General features: G+C 55.0%; 18 protein-coding genes. 10 read left to right on the forward strand and 8 right to left on the reverse strand.

Annotated elements, in window-relative coordinates:
• Positions 1–80: 80 nt before the first annotated feature.
• Together purN and purM are read right to left on the reverse strand one after the other, a co-directional pair.
• Positions 81–743, reverse strand: a complete 663-nt coding sequence (gene purN / locus Q4501_RS17785; protein ID WP_303597605.1) for a phosphoribosylglycinamide formyltransferase — start codon at positions 741–743, stop codon at positions 81–83.
• Positions 740–1,804 (reverse strand): phosphoribosylformylglycinamidine cyclo-ligase, encoded by a 1,065-nt coding sequence (purM, locus tag Q4501_RS17790; protein ID WP_303597606.1) that lies wholly within the window; start codon positions 1,802–1,804, stop codon positions 740–742. Before purM ends, purN begins: the two co-directional genes overlap by 4 nt.
• Positions 1,805–2,015: 211 nt before the next feature.
• Between purM and Q4501_RS17795 the strand changes: the two genes are divergently transcribed.
• From Q4501_RS17795 to Q4501_RS17815, 5 genes are all read left to right on the forward strand, one after another.
• Positions 2,016–3,338, forward strand: a complete 1,323-nt coding sequence (locus tag Q4501_RS17795; protein ID WP_303597607.1) for a DUF2066 domain-containing protein — start codon at positions 2,016–2,018, stop codon at positions 3,336–3,338.
• Positions 3,339–3,359: 21 nt separating this feature from the next.
• The gene (locus tag Q4501_RS17800) at positions 3,360–3,920 is read left to right on the forward strand and encodes a CDP-alcohol phosphatidyltransferase family protein (protein WP_303597608.1); all 561 of its coding nucleotides are present in this window, start codon (positions 3,360–3,362) and stop codon (positions 3,918–3,920) included.
• Positions 3,917–4,615 carry a DnaA regulatory inactivator Hda gene (hda, locus tag Q4501_RS17805; RefSeq protein ID WP_303597609.1) on the forward strand — a complete coding sequence of 233 codons (699 nt, stop codon included), beginning with the start codon at positions 3,917–3,919 and terminating at the stop codon, positions 4,613–4,615. Before Q4501_RS17800 ends, hda begins: the two co-directional genes overlap by 4 nt.
• 69 nt (positions 4,616–4,684) lie before the next feature.
• Positions 4,685–5,482, forward strand: coding sequence for a ParA family protein (locus Q4501_RS17810; protein WP_303597610.1), 798 nt, complete (start codon positions 4,685–4,687; stop codon positions 5,480–5,482).
• 11 nt (positions 5,483–5,493) lie between these two features.
• Entirely contained in the window at positions 5,494–5,829 is a 336-nt protein-coding gene (locus tag Q4501_RS17815; protein ID WP_303597611.1) for a YqcC family protein, read from the forward strand.
• Between the two features lies 1 nt (position 5,830).
• On the opposite strand, the gene nadC is transcribed toward Q4501_RS17815, so the two are convergent.
• Entirely contained in the window at positions 5,831–6,670 is an 840-nt protein-coding gene (gene nadC, locus Q4501_RS17820; RefSeq protein ID WP_303597612.1) for a carboxylating nicotinate-nucleotide diphosphorylase, read from the reverse strand.
• A gap of 235 nt (positions 6,671–6,905) precedes the next feature.
• Here nadC and Q4501_RS17825 point away from each other — a divergent pair, with 235 nt between their 5' ends.
• From Q4501_RS17825 to Q4501_RS17840, 4 genes are all read left to right on the forward strand, one after another.
• Positions 6,906–9,212: a DUF1631 domain-containing protein gene (locus tag Q4501_RS17825; RefSeq protein WP_303597613.1), complete on the forward strand. Its 2,307-nt coding sequence runs from the start codon at positions 6,906–6,908 to the stop codon at positions 9,210–9,212.
• Between the two features lie 72 nt (positions 9,213–9,284).
• Complete coding sequence (ampD, locus tag Q4501_RS17830) at positions 9,285–9,911, forward strand: 1,6-anhydro-N-acetylmuramyl-L-alanine amidase AmpD (protein WP_303597614.1); 627 nt, start codon at positions 9,285–9,287, stop codon at positions 9,909–9,911.
• A 24-nt stretch (positions 9,912–9,935) separates the two neighbouring features.
• A complete protein-coding gene (gene ampE, locus Q4501_RS17835) occupies positions 9,936–10,823 on the forward strand; it encodes a regulatory signaling modulator protein AmpE (protein ID WP_303597615.1) in 888 nt (295 codons plus the stop codon).
• 99 nt (positions 10,824–10,922) lie between these two features.
• Entirely contained in the window at positions 10,923–12,953 is a 2,031-nt protein-coding gene (locus Q4501_RS17840; RefSeq protein ID WP_303597616.1) for a methyl-accepting chemotaxis protein, read from the forward strand.
• A gap of 162 nt (positions 12,954–13,115) precedes the next feature.
• Here the strand turns inward: Q4501_RS17840 and Q4501_RS17845 are convergent, their stop codons facing one another.
• The 3 genes from Q4501_RS17845 to Q4501_RS17855 are packed head-to-tail and all read right to left on the reverse strand — an operon-like array spanning position 13,116 to position 17,667.
• Positions 13,116–13,673 (reverse strand): cob(I)yrinic acid a,c-diamide adenosyltransferase, encoded by a 558-nt coding sequence (locus Q4501_RS17845; protein ID WP_303597617.1) that lies wholly within the window; start codon positions 13,671–13,673, stop codon positions 13,116–13,118.
• Between the two features lie 38 nt (positions 13,674–13,711).
• Positions 13,712–14,776 carry a 2-dehydropantoate 2-reductase gene (locus Q4501_RS17850; RefSeq protein WP_368498017.1) on the reverse strand — a complete coding sequence of 355 codons (1,065 nt, stop codon included), beginning with the start codon at positions 14,774–14,776 and terminating at the stop codon, positions 13,712–13,714.
• 38 nt (positions 14,777–14,814) lie between these two features.
• A complete protein-coding gene (locus Q4501_RS17855) occupies positions 14,815–17,667 on the reverse strand; it encodes a valine--tRNA ligase (RefSeq protein ID WP_303597619.1) in 2,853 nt (950 codons plus the stop codon).
• A gap of 283 nt (positions 17,668–17,950) precedes the next feature.
• Between Q4501_RS17855 and Q4501_RS17860 the strand changes: the two genes are divergently transcribed.
• Positions 17,951–19,162: a pilin gene (locus Q4501_RS17860; protein WP_303597620.1), complete on the forward strand. Its 1,212-nt coding sequence runs from the start codon at positions 17,951–17,953 to the stop codon at positions 19,160–19,162.
• 54 nt (positions 19,163–19,216) lie between these two features.
• Here the strand turns inward: Q4501_RS17860 and Q4501_RS17865 are convergent, their stop codons facing one another.
• Positions 19,217–19,735 carry a DNA polymerase III subunit chi gene (locus tag Q4501_RS17865; RefSeq protein WP_303597621.1) on the reverse strand — a complete coding sequence of 173 codons (519 nt, stop codon included), beginning with the start codon at positions 19,733–19,735 and terminating at the stop codon, positions 19,217–19,219.
• Positions 19,736–19,754: 19 nt separating this feature from the next.
• A complete protein-coding gene (locus Q4501_RS17870) occupies positions 19,755–21,248 on the reverse strand; it encodes a leucyl aminopeptidase (protein ID WP_303597622.1) in 1,494 nt (497 codons plus the stop codon).
• Between the last annotated feature and the right edge of the window lie 107 nt (positions 21,249–21,355).

A 21,355-nucleotide genomic window follows, 5' to 3' on the forward strand; every position in this document is an offset into this window, starting at 1 on the left:
TGGTTGACCTCCAATCCTTCATGAATGCTGAAAGTCTAGCGGCTCAGCGGGCATTACGGGGTGACAGTCTGGTAAGGCGCTTAATTGTCCGGGAGTCGCATTGGCGCCGCCAAAGCCTGACCATCGAACATTACCTGTTCTCCGCCCAGCTGAATTCTGCCTTCACAGAACCAGCGCACCACAATCGGGTATAGCAAATGCTCTTTGGCCTGAACTTTTTCAGCGAGAGTTTCTGCCGTATCCTCGGGTGACACCGCCACCTCGGCCTGAGCTATTACCGGCCCCCCGTCGAGTTCTTCGGTAACGAAGTGGATAGAAACCCCATGAGTGCGGTCGCCTGAATCCAGGGCTCTCTGGTGAGTGTTCAGCCCTGTGTATTTTGGCAGTAACGACGGATGGATGTTCACCAGTTTGCCACGAAACGCCCGAACGAAATCGGTTGTCAGGATTCTCATGAACCCGGCAAGTACGATCAGATCCGGGTTGTGGCGAAGGATGTGGGCCATGAGCGCCGCATCGAACTCTTCGCGGGAGCCGAAATTCTTGTGGTTAACGACAAACGTCTCGATGTTGGCCTGGCCAGCGCGTTCCAGTGCAAAAGCTTTGGGTTGGTTGCAGCCTAAAGCAATGATCTGGCCGGGAAAATCCCGTTCCCGGCTAGCGTCGATTAGCGCCTGAAAATTGGTTCCGCTACCTGAGGCCAGAACCAGAATTCGGGGAAGAGTCGGTTGATCGGCCTTCATGCTGAGAGCAGCCCCGGTGCGTAACGCACGACTGCATCTTTTTCGGAATCGTCCGCTCTTTCAATCTGGCCCACCTGCCAGGCTTTTTCACCGAGCGCCTTAAGAGTATCCAGAGCGAGATCTTTCTGATCCTCTGGTACACAAACGATCATGCCAATACCACAGTTAAATGTGCGGTACATTTCCTCACTGGCTACACCACCCGCGTCCTTCAGCCACTGAAATACCGGGGGCAGGTCCCAGCTTTCGGTGTCTATGGCAGCTACCATGCCTTCCGGAAGAACTCTGGGAATGTTCTCCGGCAAACCACCACCGGTAATGTGAGAGAGTGCGCGCACATCAACTTCACGGATCAGTTGCAGCAGGTTTTTCACATAGATGCGGGTGGGTGCCATCAGGGCATTTGCCAGGGTAGAGTCACCAACAGGCTGCTCGAGATCGGCTTTGCTTACTTCGAGGATTTTACGGATCAGCGAGTAGCCGTTCGAGTGGGGCCCAGAAGATTCAATGGCCAGCAGGGCGTCGCCGGCTTGCACCTTGTTGCCATCGATGATTTCACTGCGTTCTGCAATGCCAACACAGAAACCGGCCAGATCGTAGTCGTCACCTTCATACATACCGGGCATTTCTGCGGTTTCACCACCTACCAATGAACAGCCAGCCTGCTCGCAGCCCTGACCAATACCTGCAACCACGTTCGCGGCTATATCTACATTGAGTTTGCCAGTGGCGTAGTAGTCGAGAAAGAACAAAGGTTCGGCGCCGCCGACAATAAGGTCGTTAACGCACATGGCCACGAGATCGATACCAATGCTGTCATGCTTGCCAAGCTGCATTGCCAGCCGCAGCTTGGTGCCGACGCCATCGGTGCCCGATATAAGAACAGGTTCCTTGTATCCAGCCGGAATGGCCACCATGGCGCCGAAACCGCCAAGACCTCCCAGAACCTCGGGGCGTCGCGTGCGTGCGGCGGTTTCCTTGATACGGCTGACAAGTTCATTACCGGCATCAATATCGACGCCGGCATCGCGGTAGGTCAGGGAAGGCTTTTGTTCGCTCATGGTGTTCTTAACCGTTGGCCAGTGGGTCAGGCGGCGGATTTTAGCAGGTGCGGTGTAGGGCTCCAAGTGCAATCGCCGTGAGCGGCTGCTGATTCGTGTGGTAGTGCTCCCTCAGGCGGTCAAGATTGCATTTCTTAAACCTGGGCCGGCTACTAAGGCTCCGGGGCATGGTGTATCCTGTTCGCCATTAACGCGAACTGCAGGGTGTTTCATGCCAGTACCAGACCAAATCCCGGTTGTTAAGCCGACGCCAGCCGTATGGCTTGCCGTTTTTTGTGCGTTCATGTTGGCCTTCGTGCCGGCTCCCGCAACTGCTGTGACAGTGTCCGGCCTTTATTCGGTTGAAGTTCCGGTAGCCGGCTCCGGGCCGCGTGAGCTGGCCAAGGGGTATTCCGATGGACTGGCTCGGGTCTTTGTGCGGATTTCGGGCACCCGTGAGGTGCTTGCGCTGGACGGAGTGCAGGCTCTGCTCGAAGACGCGGAATCCTTGCTGCTGTCCTATCAAGTGCTTCGCGGCGCGAATGGCAATAGCCGGCTCAGCATGGCCTTCGGCGCTGTAGGCGTGAACCGGGCTCTGGCATCCGTTGATGCGCCGGTCTGGGGTGCTAATCGCCCTCTGACTCTTGCGTGGGTGGCAGTGGAAGATCGCGGTGTTCGCCAGCTGGTTACAGGTAATGGCAGCGGCCAGGCGGATCAGGGTGAAAGTGGCATATGGTCAGCGGCATTCGCCCGTGCTGCCCGGGAGCGGGGCTTGCCTGTAACACTGCCGCCAGAAGAGTTCAGTGGCAACCGCGAGTTGCTTTCCGATATCTGGGGGCAGTTCACAGGTCGAGTGCGTAATGCTTCAGAAGGTGTTGAACATGATGTACTCGCGCTGGTGCGAGTGAGCCGCTCTGGGGGGCAATGGCGTGCCGGTTGGGTATTTGAGGGGGCAAGCCTTAATGGTAGTGAGGAATCGGTCAGTGCTGCTAGCCGGGAAGCCCTGGCAGAGGCGCTGGTAAATCGCTGGGCGGAGCTGTATGCCGATCGTTATGCGGTTGCTGCCGGTGAAGTTGGAGACTTGCCGCGGGTTGATATTGTTTTACGCGGCGTAACGTCGGTTGCTGACTACGGAAACGCCAGCAAGGTGCTTGAGGGGCTGACTCCCGTTGTAAGTGTTGGTGCGTCGCGGGTTAAAGGCGAGCAGCTAACGCTCAGAGTCGCGTTTTCCGGTGAGCTCGATCAGCTCAAAGAGTACATTGCGCTGGACTCTCGTTTTGTGCCGGTCGAGGGTGAGCCGCAGAATGCTCGTCCAGCCCGTGCGCAAGCCCCTGATGCTTCGTCGAAACCAGCTCAGGCGGAGGTCGCACCTGGCCAGCAAGAGGGTGCGCCGGAAGTCGAGGCGGGAACTGACTCATCCGGTCAGCCTGAATTTACCTACCAACCGTCTCCGGTGGATGAAGAAGAGGCAGAGCAGGCGTTTGAATCGCTTTACCAGCTTCTTTATTACCGCTGGCAGCCTGTGCCGGTTATCGGGAATGATGGCGGGCAGTAAGCCATTACCGGAGGGGGTTCGGTGAACTCATATGGCTGGCGGTGGATTCCTAACGTTCTGACGTTCGTGCGCATTCTGATGATCGCACCTTTCGCCAGGGCGTTGTTCGTGCAGGAATACCGTATCGCATTGATGATCTTCGCCGTCGCGTCGATTACGGATGGCCTGGATGGTTTTCTGGCACGACGCTTCAACTGGCGATCACGGTTTGGTGCTGTGGCAGACCCGCTGGCGGACAAAGCTCTACTGATTACGGCGTATCTGGTTCTTACCTACACCTCCGTGCTTCCATTATGGCTGTTTGCCCTGGTGCTCGGCAGGGACCTTCTGATTGTCGGGGGCGCTCTCCTGTACCACTACTGTATCGGCCGTTTTGATATGGAACCCAGCGTACCCGGCAAATTGAATACGCTGGTTCAGGTTCTCGTGGCTCTTGGCATCATTGTTATTCTGGCGGGGTTGCCAGTGCAGCCGTTTTGGCTGGACGTTGGTGTCTGGCTGGTTGCGGTCTCCGCTATTGTCAGCGGGTCTCACTATGTATTGGTCTGGAGTATGCGGGCATGGAGGTCCCGGCAATCATGAATCCTTCCCAACTGGTCCTTGGTGTAAGGCTTCGGGACGATGCACGCTTTGACAATTTCCATGGTGATCGCAACAGGGATGCGTCACTGCGTTTATTGTCGGTGTTCAGAGAGCCTGCTGGTCTGCCGGTGGTTGTTGTCTGTGGTGATTCGGATACCGGCAAAAGCCACCTGCTTCAGGCAGCTTGCCATCATGCAGAGGCTGAGGGAAAAACGGCTGTCTGTATCAGCATTGCCGAGCTTGAACCCTTCGGGCCGGAAGCGCTTGGCGGGCTGGATGCCATGGATGTTGTGGCGCTTGATGATCTTGATAAGGTGGCAGGGAAAGCAGATTGGGAAGAAGCCGTGTTTCACCTGTACAACAGGCTGCACGATGGCAATCATATGCTGTTAGTAAGCCTGTCAGAAGTTCCCGGGTCCTTGCCTTTTGTCTTGCCGGACCTGGTTTCCCGCTTACATCACGGGTTGACTGTTCAGCTTGGAATATACCGTGATGATGACCGACTGAAAATTCTCATGGCGCGTGCTGAGCAACGTGGGCTGACAATGACGGAAGATGTCGCAGGCTTTATCATGCGACGTGCACCAAGGCGCCTTGGAGAGCTACTGGGTATTCTCGATACCCTGGATGAAAATTCATTGCAGGCCCAGCGCCGCCTCACCATTCCGTTCGTTAAAACGGTAATGCAGTGGTAGTGGCCATAGAACACAGATACAGCATATAAACGACCGGGCGCCGAATAAGGCGCCAAATGGAGAGACGACATGAGACGGGTAGTATTCAACCAGAAAGGTGGAGTAGGGAAGTCCAGTATTACCTGTAACCTGGCCGCTATCAGCGCAGCCCGAGGTAAACGCACGCTCGTGGTTGATCTGGATCCCCAGGGCAACTCGACGCATTATCTCCTGGGCAAACAGGCCAGTGAACTCAAGGACACTGTTGCAGATATGCTGGAGCAAACGGTTGCGTTCAAGGTATTCAACCGGCGCCCCGAGGAATTCGTACACGCAACGCCGTTCAAGAATCTTTTCGTTATGCCTTCGAGTCCGGAACTGGACTTTCTGGAGCGCAAGCTCGAAGCAAAGCATAAAATCTACAAGCTCCGGGAGGCGCTGAAAAAACTGGGCGAGTCCTTCGATGCCATTTACATTGATACGGCTCCCGCGCTCAACTTTTACACCCGCTCGGCGCTGATTGCGGCCCAGCGTTGCCTGATACCGTTCGACTGTGATGACTTTTCCCGCCAGGCGCTTTACAACATACTCAACGAAATCCGTGACCTGCAGGAAGATCATAATGATGAGCTGGTTGTAGAAGGTATTGTTGCGAATCAGTTTCAACCCCGTGCCAGCCTGCCCAAGCAGTTGGTCAAAGAGCTGATAGAGGAAGGTTTGCCGGTACTGCCAGTGAGGTTGTCCAGTTCAGTAAAAATGAAAGAGTCCCATCAGTGTCGCCAACCACTCATCCATATGGCGCCAAAACACCCGCTCACCAAACAGTTTGAAGACTTATATGGCGTATTGCATGGTGAAGCGATAGAGCTTGAGCCACTGGCAGATTAAGAAAGGTTTGTATGAAAGATTCCGGTGACATAACAGGGCAGGTCGCTGACAGTCTTCTGGGTATCGAGATGGCGTTGCGTCAGCTCGGAATGTGGGAGGCGGAGCGTCCGCCTGAGGATGCGTTTGCGAGTTCAGAGCCGTTTTGCCTGGATACATTGGTGTTTACCCAGTGGCTCCAGTTTGTGTTTCTGGAGCGTATGAAACTGATTATTGAAAATTCTCACCCCTTGCCGTCGGTTTCCGGCATTGCACCCATGGCGGAAGAGTATTTTCGCGGTCGCCCCGAATCCGGCCAAGGCCTTATCCGGGAGCTTGAAGCGTTTGACCGCTTGCTGTCAGCGGAGTGAATCAGTCAAGGCGCATGGAGAGATCTACGGCTCTGACGTCTTTGGTCAGTGCGCCAATTGAAATATAGTCGACACCGGTTTCTGCGATGGGGACGAGCGTATCTGCGTAGATGCCTCCGGAAGCTTCCAGTTTCGCCTGTCCTTCGTTCAGTGCAACTGCCGCGTGCAAGTCATCCATGGAAAACTCGTCAAGCATGATGATGTCTGCGCCGGCACTGAGCGCCTGCTCCAGTTCTGCCATGTTTTCGGTTTCCACTTCCACTGGTTTGCCCGGAGCAATCCGGTGGGCTTCCGCGATAGCGGCAGCTATGGATCCGCATGCGGCTATGTGATTCTCCTTGATGAGGAAGGCGTCCCACAGGCCCATTCGATGGTTGTGACAGCCGCCGCAGGTGACAGCGTACTTCTGGGCAAGCCGCAATCCGGGCAGGGTTTTACGGGTGTCGAGCAGGCGTACGCCCGTGTGAGAAACACGCGCCGCATATCCAGCACAGTTCGTTGCAACTCCCGAAAGGGTCTGCAGCCAGTTCAGCGCAGCTCGTTCCGCCGTTAGCAGGCTTCTTGCGGTTCCTTGCATGCGGAACAGAACCTGGCCCGGAGAAACGGTCTGGCCATCCTGAACCAGCCATTCAAGAGATACTGATCGATCCACCTGACGGAATACTTCGTTAACCCACTCACTCCCCGCTATGGTTGCCTGCTCCCGCGTAATGACGCGCCCGGACGCCTGTTTCGTCATCGGGATGAGCTGAGCCGTTATGTCGCCCTCGCCAATATCCTCGCGCAAGCTCAAAGCGACCGTCTCGATTCGTGACTGGCATAGGCGTTCAGTGAAGTTCATGGTATTGCATCCGCTTGTGTCAGGGGCTAAAGGGTTCTGTAATATTCCGGGGCCACGATTCTATAGTCCGCCAGTGATTTCGCCAAATTCTAAAGGAATTGTGACTTGAGTCCGGTCTACACAAAAGGTGACAATTTCTGACAGAAGGTGACGCGGCTTACTCGTATGATGTGTTATTAGAGTTGTTTAAAACCTATGGCCAGACGCTTCACTCGTTCTGGTTCGGAGTTGTTCAATGAAGCTGGGTAACAAGGTTGTCAGTCTTTCTGGAGAGAGGCCGTTTTCGCGGTTTGATCTGCCGCCGGCCCTTGTTCGTCTGCGTGATACCTCAGGTCAGTCTCTGAAAGGTGTGCTCGGGCGCTTTTTCGAACGTGCTGACGATGCTCTGTTTGAGCTCGCAGACCGTGCAGGCTCCAACAAAGATCAGACTGTCTATTTTGATGCCATGCGCGAGCTCAGGTTGCGGCGTAAGGCCATGGCTGTCTCGGTGCTGCAATACGTTAGCCAGGCTTTCAATGATATTGGCAAGTTCCGGCCCCGGCAATCCGGCGGGGCTCTGGATGAAGTTGACCAGGATTCACTGAGCCTTGTTGAGCATTCAGACCTAGAGCAGCAGGTGGCTATTGATAACCTCATCAATAAGCTTCGTAATCGTTACCAGAGCCCGATTCAACTTTTGTCCTTGCGGATTAACCACCTGGTTCCCAAGGTAGAGTTGGCTGATAACCAGATGCCTCTCAGCCCGGAAGTTATCTGCGGTGGCCTCGCGGAGGCCTGTGCTGATCTTGACATCGATATCCGCGCTAAACTGGTTGTGCTTAAACTGTTTGACCGCTTGTTGGCAGACACGCTCGGTGATTTTTATCAGGAGGCCAATCGCACACTGGTTTCGGAAGGCATATTGCCAGACGTCAAACGGCCACCGGTGCGCCCTGCGACGGGTACTACTGGCGCAAGACCGTCAGCCTCCGCACCGGTACCCGCAAGCTCCGGTCCGCATGGGCCAACGGAAGAGCCGAGCACTCTCCAGAACAGTGGTTATGATCAGATACAGGGGGGTGTTTCCCATGCAACATTTTCCGAATTGAGCGCACTTCTGCACCAGAGAGGCAACTCCCATGGCACGGTCGATTCGGGTGCCGAAGGGGAAGTTTATCTTGATACCGAAAGGCTGATGGCTCGTCTCAGCGAGGCGCAGGCCTCCTGTGGCCAGTGGGAGGGCAATGAAGCCATCTCTCTTGATCATCAGCTAAAGTCCATTCTTCAGGCCGATAATGGGCAGGAAGCCAGCGTCGGCCAGGTTGATAATGATGTTATCAACCTGGTCTCTATGCTCTTCGACTTTATTCTAGAAGACCGCCAGTTGCACCCAGTGATGAAGGCGCTGATCGGGCGGCTGCAGATACCGGTTCTGAAGGTTGCATTGAGTGACAAAAACTTCTTTAACCGGGGTGGTCACCCAGTTCGCAAACTGCTCAACGAATTGGCTTTGTCAGCCATTGGCTGGAGCGAGAAGCGTGCCGGTCAGCGCGACCCGCTGCGTGAGAAAATAGAGTCGGTTGTTGATCGGGTACTGAGCGAATTTACAAATAATGTCTCGCTTTTTGACGAACTTCTGAAGGATTTTAGTCACTTTACAGATCTTGATCGTCGCCGTAGAGAGTTGGTAGAGCAGCGCCTGCGCGATGCCGAAGAGGGTCGGGCACGCCAGGAGCGAGCCTGTCAGGTTTCGGCATCATTGGTGAATGAGCTCACTATCGGAAGAGACGTTCCAGAGCCTGTTGTCCAGATGTTGAATGAAGCCTGGAAAAAGTACCTCCAATGGGTCTTGTTGCGTGAAGGTGAATCTGGTGAACGCTGGGCGGATGCACGTGAACTGACTGCTCATATTGTCTGGAGTGTTGACCCTCAGCCGGTTGAAGACTCAACCCGAAGCGAGCTTCTGAGGGCTATTCCGGCCATTGTCGACGATTTGCGCATGGCTCTTCAGGAAATTTCCTGGGATCCGTTTGCAACCGATACCGCCGTTCGGGATCTGGAGCTTGCACACGTCGACGTGTTTCAGCGTCTGGCTACTGCGCCATCCCAGCCTGATCCCGCAGTGGTTGAAGACAAGCCTCTAGCTGAAGCGAAAATTCTACGCGAGGAAAATCCCGAACCAGAAACTCCACTGGTTGAATCAACCGTGGTTGAGGCAGAGCCACCTGTGCTTTCGAAGCCTGTCGACGAAGCGCCCGCCCCGGAAGATGCAGAGGTGATCCCTGCGGAATGGCTGAATAAGGCAGACCGCCTCAGTGTTGGTGCCTGGGTTGAACTCACCCGTGACGAAACGAGGCACCGTTGCAAGCTGGCAGCCTTTATAAAAGCCACGGATAAATACATCTTTGTCAATCGCAGTGGAGCGAAGGTAGCCGAGTATCGTCGTCAGGAACTGGCAGCCGCCATGGCGAAGGGGGCCGTAATAATGCTGGATGACGGACTTATCTTCGACAGGGCGCTTGAATCGATCATCGATAACCTGCGCAGCAGCCGCAAGGATTGATCCGTGGCAACAGGGCCTGCTTTGTGATTCAATCAAACCACAATGTAATGCTCTGATAATTATGGATTCACCTTGCCCCATTCAGCCCCAGGCCATTCTGATTCGCCAGTTTCCGGCGAAGACATAAAAACACTCCGGGATACAGGACGCCTTGCATCTGCCCGCTGGTGCCCGTCGCCCAACTACGGCGCCCGCCCCGAGGGCGCTGAGATAAGTCTGTTGGTCGTGCACAGTATCAGCCTTCCGCCTGGCCAGTTTGGCGGGAGCTACATCGAAGATTTTTTTACGAATTGCCTGAACCCCTCTGAGCACCCCTATTTTGCAACCATTGCCGATATGCATGTATCGGCCCACGCCCTGATCAGAAGGGATGGATCGGTCGTTCAGTTTGTCAGCTTGCTGGAGCGGGCCTGGCACGCTGGTCGCTCCTGTTTCCAGGGTGTGGATGAGTGCAACGACTTCTCCATTGGAATAGAACTTGAGGGGGCGGATGATGTTCCCTATACACCCGAGCAGTACGTTTCGCTGGCAGAACTCTCAACTGTTATCTGTTCAGCCTGGCCGGAAATTACCGATGATCGGATTACCGGGCACTGTGACATTGCTCCGGGCCGTAAGACGGATCCGGGGCCTGCATTTGACTGGCAATATTTCCGGGCTTCCCTGCAGGCGGTTCAGTCTCGCAGACGTTTTGGTTAACTGGCTCAAAAGGGAGCATTTTGGATGATTCTTGTGGTGTTTCTGGTTGCCTATTTCGTGCGGAGACGCCTTGATAATCTCAATGCCGTGTCCGCTGATGCGCTCTGGCGCCGCTGGTTTCATAGCGGAAGCAAAGTTGAAGCCGGCAAAGAATCAGGCATTTTGTCTGGTTTGTTTCTGGTGGGCGTGCCGGCACTGCTGGCGGCTTTGTGTGTCTATATTTCATCGTTATACGGATGGCGGATCGCTGCCTACCCACTCGAGATTTTTATTCTCGTATTAATGATGGGCATGCCAGGCTGGCGGCAGTCAATTGAATCCTATTCCGAGGCTTGGCAAAAGGGCGACATGCAAGCGGCCTGGCACCATATCCAGGAGCGGTTGCCAGCTGCTGAGCGTGGTGCGGCAGCGTCACCTGAGGTGATGCACCTTTCCCTGTCACGAGCCCTCATGATGGCTGCCTTTCAGCGCTTTTTCCTTGTCGCATTCTGGTATGTCGTGGGCGGCATCGGGTTGGCAATTTTCGTGCGGGGGCTGGTTGCGTTGGCGGAACAGTGGCCGCAGGCAGCTGCAAGACCGAGATATATCGAAATCTGTGAGTGGTTCAACTGGATACCTGCAAGGCTGCTCTCGATAACGTTTGGCATTGCCGGTGATCTCTCGGGGTGGCTGATAGAGGCCAGGCAAGCAATCGGAGGCATTACGAAAAGCACCTCGGAAGTGCTAATGATCTCCGCCAATGGGTCGTTAACCGGTTATGCGCTTGATCCGGCAAGGTTCTCCCAGGTTCATGCAGATGAGTGGGCCACTTTTGGGGGACGTAGTCTGAATGCGGTGAGAGACTTGTTGAACCGAAGCATGTTGGTCTGGATCTGTGCATTGGCGTTGCTGGTTATTGCAGGGGTCGTCTGAAGGCTCAAGCGGCAAAAGAAAGTGCTCAAGTTATCGGATGTTCGGGCGATAAAAAAAGAACGTTAGTTCAGTTGTTGACGTTTCAAAGAGAGGGCCGATGTGAAGCAACTCATTAATCCTGCCGTAGCACTGATGAACCGATTGCCGATGCTGTACAAGTTCAGCCTTATCAGTGTTCTGTTTCTTCTGCCGATTGGTGGGTTGTCCTGGTTAGTAATGACTGAGCTCAACCGCTCGGTTGCGACAATGACTCGCGGTGTAGAAGGCCTGGAGCAATTGCGTCAGATTGATCATCTTGTAGATGCATCCATGGACTACCGGGACTATCGCGCACCGGCGGTGGCTAAAAATGAAGACACCCTCATGGTCCGCTCAGATGAGGCAGCTGAAGATATTGCCTCCATTCTTGATAGCCTGGCGGCAGAGCCACGCTCGTTTGACGCGTCCGGGGCCTGGGCGGACCAGGTTGAGGCGCTACGGGATGACTGGCAAAGACTCCGTGCGGATGACAACTACCAGACCAACTTTGATCCTCAGTTCAAGTACTATCAGGAGTTTGTCCAGAAAGTTTTGGCACTCCTTCCCGCCACCATCGAAACCTCCGGGCTGGGCCACGGTGTATCGAGAGAGAACCTGCTTATTCTCGGGTTGATTCGCCAAACGCTGCCGGAAGCGCGCAGCGTGATCGGACAGGCCCGCTCCTATGGACTCTACGCATTGGTTGAAGGGCAGGTTGGTTATGCTCTTAGCGAAACTTTCAATGAGATTTATGACGGCCTCACCAACCGCAGCTCGCTCCTTTCTCCAGCTCTGACACTTGCTGCCGACGCATCTCCCGCACTGAACGCTGGCGCAGGCGATACGTTTCGAAAGGTTGATGAGAGCCTGTTGAACGTCCGCGAACTGCTTGATGTGAATATTATTACGCCCATGCGACTGGAGATGTCCTGGCAGGAGTATGACTCGCGTATCGTTGCGCAGTTGGTGGGTTTTGGCGAGCTGAAATCCGCTGCGTTTGATGTGATAGAAAATAACCTGAATGCCAGCCTGGAACAGGAAGTCAGCCAGCGTCGCCTGATTGTGGTGGCGTTGATAGTGGTTCTGCTTATCGTTGTGTATCTCTATATCGGCTTTTTCATGTCTGTGCGCACGGCGATCAACCGGTTCAGTGAAGCAGCACGTAAGGTTGCCGCAGGGGATATGACCACCCGGATTTCACTTGATAACCGCGACGAACTTGGTGAACTGACCGGTGAATTCAACAACATGACGGATCGAATGGCTGACCTGATACGATCTGTAGGTCAGACGACCTCAGATGTTGACCAGCAGGCTGCGCGAGTCAAGGATACGGCCGCCTCCAACAGTGAGGCCGTGGCACGTCAAATGTCGGAGAGTGGCCAGATTAATGAAGCCATGAGCCAGATGGTTGAAGCTGTGAACGAGGTGACGGAAAGCGCCCATCGAGTTGCAGACAGTGCGTCAGCGGCTGAACAGGACACAGAAACCGGCCGCGGCGTCGTCTCGGATACCGTGGAAACCATCAACCGGCTGGCCACCGAAATTTCCAGTGCGGTGGATGTGATTAACCGGGTTAGCGAAGACAGCGACAACATCAGCCAGGTGCTGGTGGAGATCAAGGCAATAGCGGGACAGACCAACCTGCTGGCGCTCAACGCCGCGATTGAAGCGGCCCGGGCGGGTGAGCATGGGCGCGGGTTTGCGGTGGTTGCCGATGAAGTACGATCCTTGTCCCAGCGCACTCACAAGTCCACTGAAGAAATCGAGGGTATGATTTCCCAGCTCCAGAGCGGCGTGAAGGATGCTGTAGCGGCCATGACCAATAGCCGCGACGTCACCCAGACAACTGTCGAGAAATCCGGCGAAGTAACGGAAGCACTGAGCCGGATTGCCAAGGGTATTTCGGTCATCGTGGACATGAGTCATCAGATTGCCCAGGCTGCTGAAGAGCAATCAGCGGTCTCTAAAGATGTGAATGCCAGTGTGGCCCACATTGGTGAGCTGGGTACATCGACGGCGGCTAATGCCGAAGAAACGCTGGCCTCATCGCGGCAGATGTCCGAGTTGACGGCTTCACTGCAGAGACTTGTTGAGGCGTTTAAAGTCTGAGTTGTTCAGACGGTCATGAGTGGCGCAAAGGCTCCAGAAACACGCTGTGAATACGTCCGTGTACGCTTGGCTTCGCCATCCATGGCTTCGCACAGTTTCTGGAGCCTTTGCGCCACCCACGACCTGGTTATGGCGAACGAAATGTCACTCCCGGAGTAGTCGTTACATTCCTGATTTTTTTTGATCCCAAAGAATCTCTTCAGCGCCTCCCCGGCGCGCTAACACCCTCGAAGCTACAAACAACAGGTCTGATAGACGGTTAAGGTACTGGCGTGCCAGCAGGTTTATTGAATCCTCATGGCTGAGGGCGACCACCACACGCTCCGCGCGGCGGCAAACGGCACGGGCCAGGTGGCATTGGGCTGCAGCAGGACTGCCGCCAGGCAGGATGAAATTTTTCAGGGGCGGCAAGGGTTCGTTCATTTCATCCAGCAGGTTTTCCAGCCAACTGATGTGATCGTCGTTGATTGCCTTACTGCCAGGAATGGCAAACTCTCCGCCAAGATCAAACAGGTGATGTTGAATGCGGCGCAATGGCTCAAGCATTTCATCGTCGCTATCCAGAGTTTCAATCAGCAGGCCAATATGGCAATTCAGCTCATCGGCCATACCCATCGCCTCAACGCGCTGGGCATTTTTGGCAATGCGGTTGCCATCGGCCAGGCCGGTCGACCCGTCGTCACCGGTGCGGGTGTAAATCTTGGAAAGGCGATTGCCCATGAAGAGTGCTCCTGTTTAAAACCCATTTATTTAAAGCGTTACAAACCTTTTACTCGGTCGGTCAGCATTTGGTTTACCGGCGTGGCAATACCGTGGCGCTCTCCGCATTGCACAAGATAGCCATTGATAAAATCAATCTCGGTTTTACGCCCAGCTATAACGTCTGCGCGCATGGACGAAGTGTTGCCGGCTGTATTTCTCGCCACTTTCTCAATACGCTCCCGAAGGACCAACGGCTCTACCGCCTCCGAGGTTTCGGCCTGCAGCAGAAGAGATATCTCTGAACAAAGCCCGTCAACATTCTGTTGATAGAGTGGCGAGCCCAGAATATCGCCATTAGGGCAGTCGAGCAGGGCGGTAAACGGATTGATCCCCGCATTAACCACCAGCTTCTGCCAAAGCCGTTGCAGAATCTTGTCCTCAGCATGAACCCGCAAACCAGTTGCGGCCAACTGTTGAACAACATCTGTTACATGTTCAGCCGCAGAAGCAGTAAGTGCACCTACCCAGGTGTCACCAGCCCCGGCATGAACCAGCACATCCTGCGATGGCCGATTCGCCCCTTCGGTAGTGCTGGCCGCCAAAATCGGCCGTTGCGACCAGCGCTCAGCAACTGCTTGCTGGCTACCTAAGCCATTCTGAAACAAAACCACGGGAGTATGTTCCGGAATATATGGTAGCCAGTCATTTAAAGCCGTAAGCGTATCTCCGGCTTTCGTTGTTACTACAAGCAGCTTTACGTTCTCAGTGGACTGGAGTGCTGGAATGGTAATAGGTTTTCGGGCTTGACCAGAACCCGGCGAAGCCTTCAGGAAGTCCCTCCCGAAACCTTGCGGAGCCATGGGTGGAGTGCGAAGCACTTCACGGGCAAGCCATGGACGGCTTGCCCTGGACCTTTGGCGCGACGCAGGAGCATTAGCGCCAAAGGGCGGAGCAGAGTTTACAAGGATGTATTCACAGCGTGTTTCGGGAGGAACTTCCTGAAGGCTGAAGCTTCTCCGAAGTTCACCACCAGAGAGCCGAGGCAAAAAGCCGCATTGGCCAGACGGCAAAAGGGCGGCCCAAAGCCGCCCCAAAGAACCCGCTCCAAGAATGGCAATCAACCCGCCACTCCCGGAACGCTCATCCGCAGACACCATGCTTACATGGCCTCAATGTCTGCGCGCTGTTGCTGCAACCGGCTCTGGTTACCCTGAGCTTCAGCCAGCTTCTCCTGCTCCTTGGCGACAACCTCCGCCGGCGCCTTGGCAGTGAACTTCTCGTTCCCCAGCTTGCCCTCCAGTCGCGCGATTTCCTTCTGCAGGCGCTCCAGCTCCTTGTCCAGCCGCTTCAGCTCCGCATCTTTATCGATCAGGCCGGCCATAGGCACCAAGACTTCCATATCGCCAACCAACTGGGTGGCACACATGGGCGCATTATCACCCTCAAACCACTCCAGACTCTCCAGCTTGGCCAGCGAACTGAGGAACTGACGGTTTTCATTCATGCGGCGCTGACCGTCAGCACTGTTCCCACGGAACAGAACCGGAATCTTTTTCGCCGGCGAAATGTTCATCTCACCGCGAATGTTACGCACGGCCACGATCACACCCTTCAGCCACTCAATGTCTTCGACCGCTTTCGCATCGTGCTTGCTCGCATCCACCTGCGGGAACGGCTGCAGCATAATGCTGTCACCGGATTTGCCAGCAAGTGGCGCAATGCGCTGCCAGATTTCTTCCGTGATAAACGGCATGATCGGGTGCGCCAGGCGCAAGACGGTTTCCAGCACGCGCACCAGAGTACGCCGAGTGCCGCGTTTGGCTTCGGCAGTGGCGTTATCGTCGCTCAGGGAAGGCTTGGATAGCTCAAGATACCAGTCGCAGTACTCATTCCAGATGAACTCATACAAAGCGTGGGAAGCCAGATCGAAACGGTATTGATCCAGATGACGGGTCACATCCTGCTCGCACTGCTGCAAAGCGCTGATGATCCAGCGGTCAGCCAGTGATAAGTCAACGGCTTCCCCATCCACACCGCAGTCTTCACCTTCGGTGTTCATCAGTACGTAACGGGCAGCGTTCCACAGTTTGTTGCAGAAGTTGCGGTAGCCTTCCAGACGTTTCATGTCCCAGTTAATATCACGGCCTGTAGTGGCCATGGCCGCCAGCGTAAAGCGCAAAGCATCAGTGCCGTGAGCAGAAATACCTTCCGGAAATTCCTTCTCGGTTTGCTTGGCAATTTTCTTGGCCAGCTTGGGCTGCATCAGGTTGCCGGTTCGCTTCTCAAGCAGCGGTGCCAGATCGATGCCGTCAATCATGTCCAACGGGTCAATTACGTTGCCCTTGGACTTGGACATCTTGTCGCCATGCTCGTCACGGATCAGGCCGGTAACGTAAACGGTTTTGAATGGAACCTGAGGCGTGCCGTCTTCATTTTTCATGAAGTGCATGGTCATCATGATCATTCGGGCAACCCAGAAGAAAATGATGTCAAAACCGGTCACCAGGACATCGGTAGGGTGGAACGTCTTCAGGCGCTCAGTGATTTCCGGCCAGCCCAGTGTGCCGAAGGTCCAAAGTGCCGAGCTGAACCAGGTGTCCAGTACGTCGTCGTCCTGCTTCAATACAAAATCTGCTGCCAGGTTGTGCTTCTGACGTACTTCATCTTCGCTGCGGCCAACGTAGATGTTGCCTTCGGCGTCGTACCAGGCTGGAATGCGGTGGCCCCACCATAACTGGCGAGAAATACACCAGTCCTGAATGTCACGCATCCAGGAGAAATACATGTTTTCGTACTGCTTGGGCACAAACTGGATACGACCATCTTCCACGGCTTCGATGGCTGGTTTGGCCAGTTCTTTCGCATCTGCAAACCATTGGTCGGTCAGCATTGGCTCAATGATCAGGCCAGAGCGGTCGCCACGGGGAACACTCAGTACGTGATCTTCCACTTGCTGAACCAGCCCTGCGGCTTCCATGTCAGCAACGACCTGTTTGCGCGCGTCCTCACGGGTCAGGCCTGCGTACGCTTGAGGCAGGGTGCCATCCAATTCTGTGTTTTCGGTTCCGTCACTGTTGAATACTTCTGCCTGTTCCCGAACGTTTGCATCCTGGGTCAGCACGTTCATCATTGGCAGGTTGTTGCGCTTGCCCACGGCGTAGTCGTTGAAATCGTGAGCCGGGGTAATCTTGACGCAACCTGAGCCTTTTTCCGGGTCGGCATGGTGATCTGCAATCACCGGAATGCGACGGTTTACCAGCGGCAGCATCACGAACTTGCCAATCAGGTGCTGATAGCGCTCGTCATCCGGGTGGACGGCTACTGCGGTATCGCCCAGCATGGTTTCCGGCCGGGTGGTGGCGACCACGAGATAATCTTTACCGTCTTGAGTCTTGGCGCCATCGGCCAGAGGGTAACGCAGGTGCCAGAAAAAGCCTTTTTCTTCCTTGTTCTCTACTTCCAGGTCGGAAATGGCGGTATGCAGTTTCGGATCCCAGTTCACCAGGCGTTTGCCGCGGTAAACCAGGCCGTCTTCGTACAGGCGGATAAACACTTCCTGTACGGCTTTGTAGAAGCCGTCATCCATGGTGAAGCGTTCGGTGTCCCAATCCACCGAGTTGCCGAGCCGGCGCATCTGGCTGGTAATAGTGCCGCCAGATTCTTCTTTCCATTCCCAGATGCGCTTGATGAACTCATCGCGGCCCAGATCGTGGCGGGTTTTGCCTTCTTCCGCAGCAAGTTTGCGCTCAACCACCATTTGGGTAGCGATGCCTGCGTGGTCACTGCCTACCTGCCACAGGGTGTTGTGACCCTGCATACGCTTGTAGCGGGTGAGGGTGTCCATGATGGTGTGCTGGAAGGCGTGGCCCATGTGCAGGCTGCCGGTCACATTGGGTGGTGGGATGGCGATGCTGTAGGACTCGCCCTCTCCGCTGGGGCGGAAGTACCCTTTGGATTCCCAGTTTTCGTACCACTGGCGCTCAATGTTTTCTGGCTGGTAGGTTTTTTCCATGGGTTTTTCTAGCGACCGTTTGATTGATTCACAAGGGGAAATTAAGACGCTGGATTATACATGGTCGCTTGCCTTCGAGCCATGGAGGTCGGCTTCGGCAGGCTGTGTCCCACCTTCGGGTATGTGAAGCCGACATGTAGTCGTGGAAGATGTTCGCTGTTTTTCTCTATAATCGCCGGCTTTGCTGCGTGGGTGCGCCTCAATAAACCTCAGTCATAATTGGCTCAGGTCTTTCGCTGTGCACTCGCCGGTCACTCTGTAAGCATCTTAACGAGGGGATACCATGGATTTGGTTTACAAGAACGAGAAGCCGTTGCTCAAGATAGCGGTCGTGTTTTCAGCGATTGTCTGGCTTGCATTGGTTGTCGGGACGTTCGGGATTTTGTTGTTGTACTTGCTCTTGGGCTATGTGTTTTTTCTGTTTGCACATTCGGCATTTATCTCCCACCTGAAAGGCTCAGGTGTGCGCATCAGCCAGGATCAGTATCCAGATCTCTATGAGCGGCTTGTTCGTTGTTCTGAAAAAGTTGGCGTTACAGAATTGCCTGAAGCATACCTGCTTCGCACCGATTTCTTTAACGCACTGGCCACCAAGTTTCTCGGTCGTCACTTTGTGGTGTTGTTTACCGATGTGATTGATGCCCTGGAAGATCAACCGGGTGCGGTCGACTTCTATATTGGCCATGAACTTGGCCACATACACCGCAAACATCTTTCTTGGCGCGCGTTTGTCATGCCCGGCTCGCTTTTGCCTGTGGTTGGGCCGGCTTTGCGCCGCGCAGAGGAGTACACCTGTGATCGCTACGGCGTTGCCTGTTGCCAGTCTTCAGAGGATATCAAGGCCGCCATAGCGGCAATCGCTGCAGGGGATACCCGCTGGAAGACCATCAATGTGGATGCTTACCTCAGTCAGATTCAGGCAACCAGTGGGTTCTGGATGTCGTTCAACGAACTGACCGGCGACTATCCGTGGCTGACAAAACGCATGGCGACCGCTTTGGCACTGACACAAGGCAGGGAGGTCAAGCATCCTCGCCGCAGTATCGGCGCCTGGGTGCTATCGATGTTTGTGCCCCGGTTGGGTGGTGGTGCTGGCGGAGCTGCATCCCTGTTGGTAACTGTCGCGATCATCGGTGTGCTGGCTGCCGTGGCAATTCCTGCTTACCAGCAGTATGTCGAAAGGGCACGTTATTCGGCTGCATATTCTATGGCTCAGGAAACCCAGGCTCGAGTCACCTCCTACGCCAATGAAAACCAGGCTTGGCCGCTAACCATGCAAGAGCTGGGCTATCCGGAGCTGACATTGGAGAATGACGTTCAGAACTATACGATTGATGTATATGAAGAGGGCGTGATCGGGGTCGAAATGGGCGTGGACAATTCCGGAGAGCCCAAATATATCGTACTTGAACCTGCCGTCGATGAAGGCGAGATCAGTTGGATCTGTTACGGTCAGAATGTAAACGAAAAGCACTTGCCAGCGAATTGTCGTTAATATCGTTGCATGCGCAAACTGGAAGCTCTAATCCAGCGCTGTCCAAGTGTATGATCACGATCGCGATCGTTGATCATACACTTGAGCCTCGACACCTAAAGCGCGCAACTGCCTGAAATGCGCCCGCGCCTGATTCAGAACATTCGGGTCGTTATGAGCAACCAGCGCAAGCCTTTTGAACCGGTCTGCATTCGCCGGCAAGGCTGCTGAAAGAATGATCACGGTGTCCCAGTCTTCCGGAGCGGGCGGATAGAGCAGAATACCGACGGGGTCGGAACAGGTGGTGGTGGAATCCTTTGCAATGCTGTGGGGGATGAACGCGTCTGGGCTGATGTTCCAGAGTAGGTCGTCCAGTTCTTCGGCTTGTTGCTGGGTGTCGCACACAATGCACACCCGATCGCCCTGTTCCCAGGCTTTATTTACAAGCTTGGTAGCGTGCAGGTTGCGGGCGGTAGGGGTGTCTTGCAGGAGTATATGGAACCAGTACCGCTGGTTTTTATCCTCCTGTCCCGTTGCCTGCCGGGAGGCACCGGCAGCATCGCTGCCGGTTTGTGTTGCCGGATTACCGTTCATAGTTTTCCGTTAGCTTCCATTACTTGCCGGCGTGGGACATGAGGTAGTCGACAAGCAAGGGAACCGGACGGCCGGAGGAACCTTTGGCTTTGCCGGAGTGCCACGCGGTTCCGGCGATGTCGAGGTGGGCCCAACGGTATTCTTTGGTGAAGCGCGACAAGAAGCAGGCAGCGGTAATAGTGCCCGCCGAGCGGCCGCCGATGTTGGCCATGTCGGCAAAATTGCTGTCCAGCAGGCTCTGGTACTCGTCCCAGAGAGGCAGGCGCCAGGCTTTGTCGCTCGCGCGATCACCTGCGGCCAACAGTTCGTTTGCCAGTTCGTCATTGTTTGCCAGTAGGCCTGTAGCCTCATGGCCAAGGGCGACGATGCAGGCACCTGTGAGCGTGGCCAGATCAATCACTGCTTCCGGGTCGAACTTTTTCACGTAGGTGAGGGCGTCGCAGAGAACCAAGCGGCCTTCGGCATCTGTGTTGAGAATTTCAACGGTCTGGCCAGACATGGTGGTTACAATATCGCCTGGGCGTGCAGCATTGCCATCGGGCATGTTCTCAGCGGCAGCGATTACGGCAACCACATTGATCTTCGGCTTGACCTCCGCAAGGACCTGCATGGCGCCGAATACGGCAGCGGAGCCGCCCATGTCATACTTCATCTCGTCCATACCAGCGCCCGGTTTCAGGCTGATGCCGCCGGTGTCGAAGGTGATGCCTTTACCGACAAGAACGTGGGGCTTGTCTTTCGCGTTGCCACCGCGGTACTCCATAACAATCAGGCGGGGTGGCTGGGTGCTGCCCTGGCCAACGGCCAAAAGGGAGTTCATGCCCAGCTTTTTCATCTGCTTTTCATCAAGGATTTCAGTCTTGATGCAACCGTGATCGGCAGCAAGCTTGCTCGCTTGTTCGGCTAGCCATACCGGGTGACAAATGTTTGGTGGCATGTTGCCGAGGTCACGGGTGAAATTCATACCGCGGCCTGTCGCCAAACCGAGATTGAACGCTTCTTTCTGGGCCTTGGCTGTACCGGAAGCGGCCACCAGGATTTTTTTGAGCTTGCGTGCGGCCGGCTTTTCGCTCTTGAAGTCACTGAACAGGTAAAGCTGCTCTTCCAGTGTGCGGCCGATCAGGCTGAGTTTTGCCAGCTCCGAACTCTGGCTTTCACCGCCGTTCAGCCCGGTGTCTGTCAGGGTGATGTGAGCACTTTTTGAAGGGCCATCTTTCAGGGCGCTCGTCATTGCGGTCAGCGCCTTGCGGAAGCTTGCGCTAGTGCGGTCTGCATCCTTTCCGGTACCGACGATAAGAAGCCGGCTCCAGTGCTGGTCACTAAGCGGCACCATGGTGGTTGCTGCATTCTTACCACTGATATCCCCAGCTTTCTGGAGCTTGCTTATCAGCCCTCCCAATACGCCGTCCACCTCGGTAGTAGAGGCTGGCCAATCGCCTTTTTCCGGCAGGGCGACGACAAGGCAGTCGGCTTTGGTACTTTCAATGGCTTTACTGTTGAGGCTGAAGTTCATGGAAACTCCTGTAGGTTGTCCAGGGCGGCCGCAGCTGTTGGCGGCGAGAATGATTTATTTCGATCCTCCAAGCATTGGGGCTTGCTGTCGGATAATCAAGCGGGAAG

The organism is Marinobacter sp. 2_MG-2023, from assembly GCF_030546935.1.
Taxonomy (GTDB): domain Bacteria; phylum Pseudomonadota; class Gammaproteobacteria; order Pseudomonadales; family Oleiphilaceae; genus Marinobacter.

Excerpts from the sequence above, each read along its gene's own strand:
- purN (WP_303597605.1), bottom strand. The coding sequence starts at position 743 with ATGAAGGCCGATCAACCGACTCTTCCCCGAATTCTGGTTCTGGCCTCA.
- purM (WP_303597606.1), bottom strand. The coding sequence starts at position 1,804 with ATGAGCGAACAAAAGCCTTCCCTGACCTACCGCGATGCCGGCGTCGAT.
- Q4501_RS17795 (WP_303597607.1), top strand. The coding sequence starts at position 2,016 with ATGCCAGTACCAGACCAAATCCCGGTTGTTAAGCCGACGCCAGCCGTA.
- hda (WP_303597609.1), top strand. The coding sequence starts at position 3,917 with ATGAATCCTTCCCAACTGGTCCTTGGTGTAAGGCTTCGGGACGATGCA.
- Q4501_RS17810 (WP_303597610.1), top strand. The coding sequence starts at position 4,685 with ATGAGACGGGTAGTATTCAACCAGAAAGGTGGAGTAGGGAAGTCCAGT.
- Q4501_RS17815 (WP_303597611.1), top strand. The coding sequence starts at position 5,494 with ATGAAAGATTCCGGTGACATAACAGGGCAGGTCGCTGACAGTCTTCTG.
- nadC (WP_303597612.1), bottom strand. The coding sequence starts at position 6,670 with ATGAACTTCACTGAACGCCTATGCCAGTCACGAATCGAGACGGTCGCT.
- Q4501_RS17825 (WP_303597613.1), top strand. The coding sequence starts at position 6,906 with ATGAAGCTGGGTAACAAGGTTGTCAGTCTTTCTGGAGAGAGGCCGTTT.
- ampE (WP_303597615.1), top strand. The coding sequence starts at position 9,936 with ATGATTCTTGTGGTGTTTCTGGTTGCCTATTTCGTGCGGAGACGCCTT.
- Q4501_RS17845 (WP_303597617.1), bottom strand. The coding sequence starts at position 13,673 with ATGGGCAATCGCCTTTCCAAGATTTACACCCGCACCGGTGACGACGGG.
- Q4501_RS17855 (WP_303597619.1), bottom strand. The coding sequence starts at position 17,667 with ATGGAAAAAACCTACCAGCCAGAAAACATTGAGCGCCAGTGGTACGAA.
- Q4501_RS17860 (WP_303597620.1), top strand. The coding sequence starts at position 17,951 with ATGGATTTGGTTTACAAGAACGAGAAGCCGTTGCTCAAGATAGCGGTC.
- Q4501_RS17865 (WP_303597621.1), bottom strand. The coding sequence starts at position 19,735 with ATGAACGGTAATCCGGCAACACAAACCGGCAGCGATGCTGCCGGTGCC.
- Q4501_RS17870 (WP_303597622.1), bottom strand. The coding sequence starts at position 21,248 with ATGAACTTCAGCCTCAACAGTAAAGCCATTGAAAGTACCAAAGCCGAC.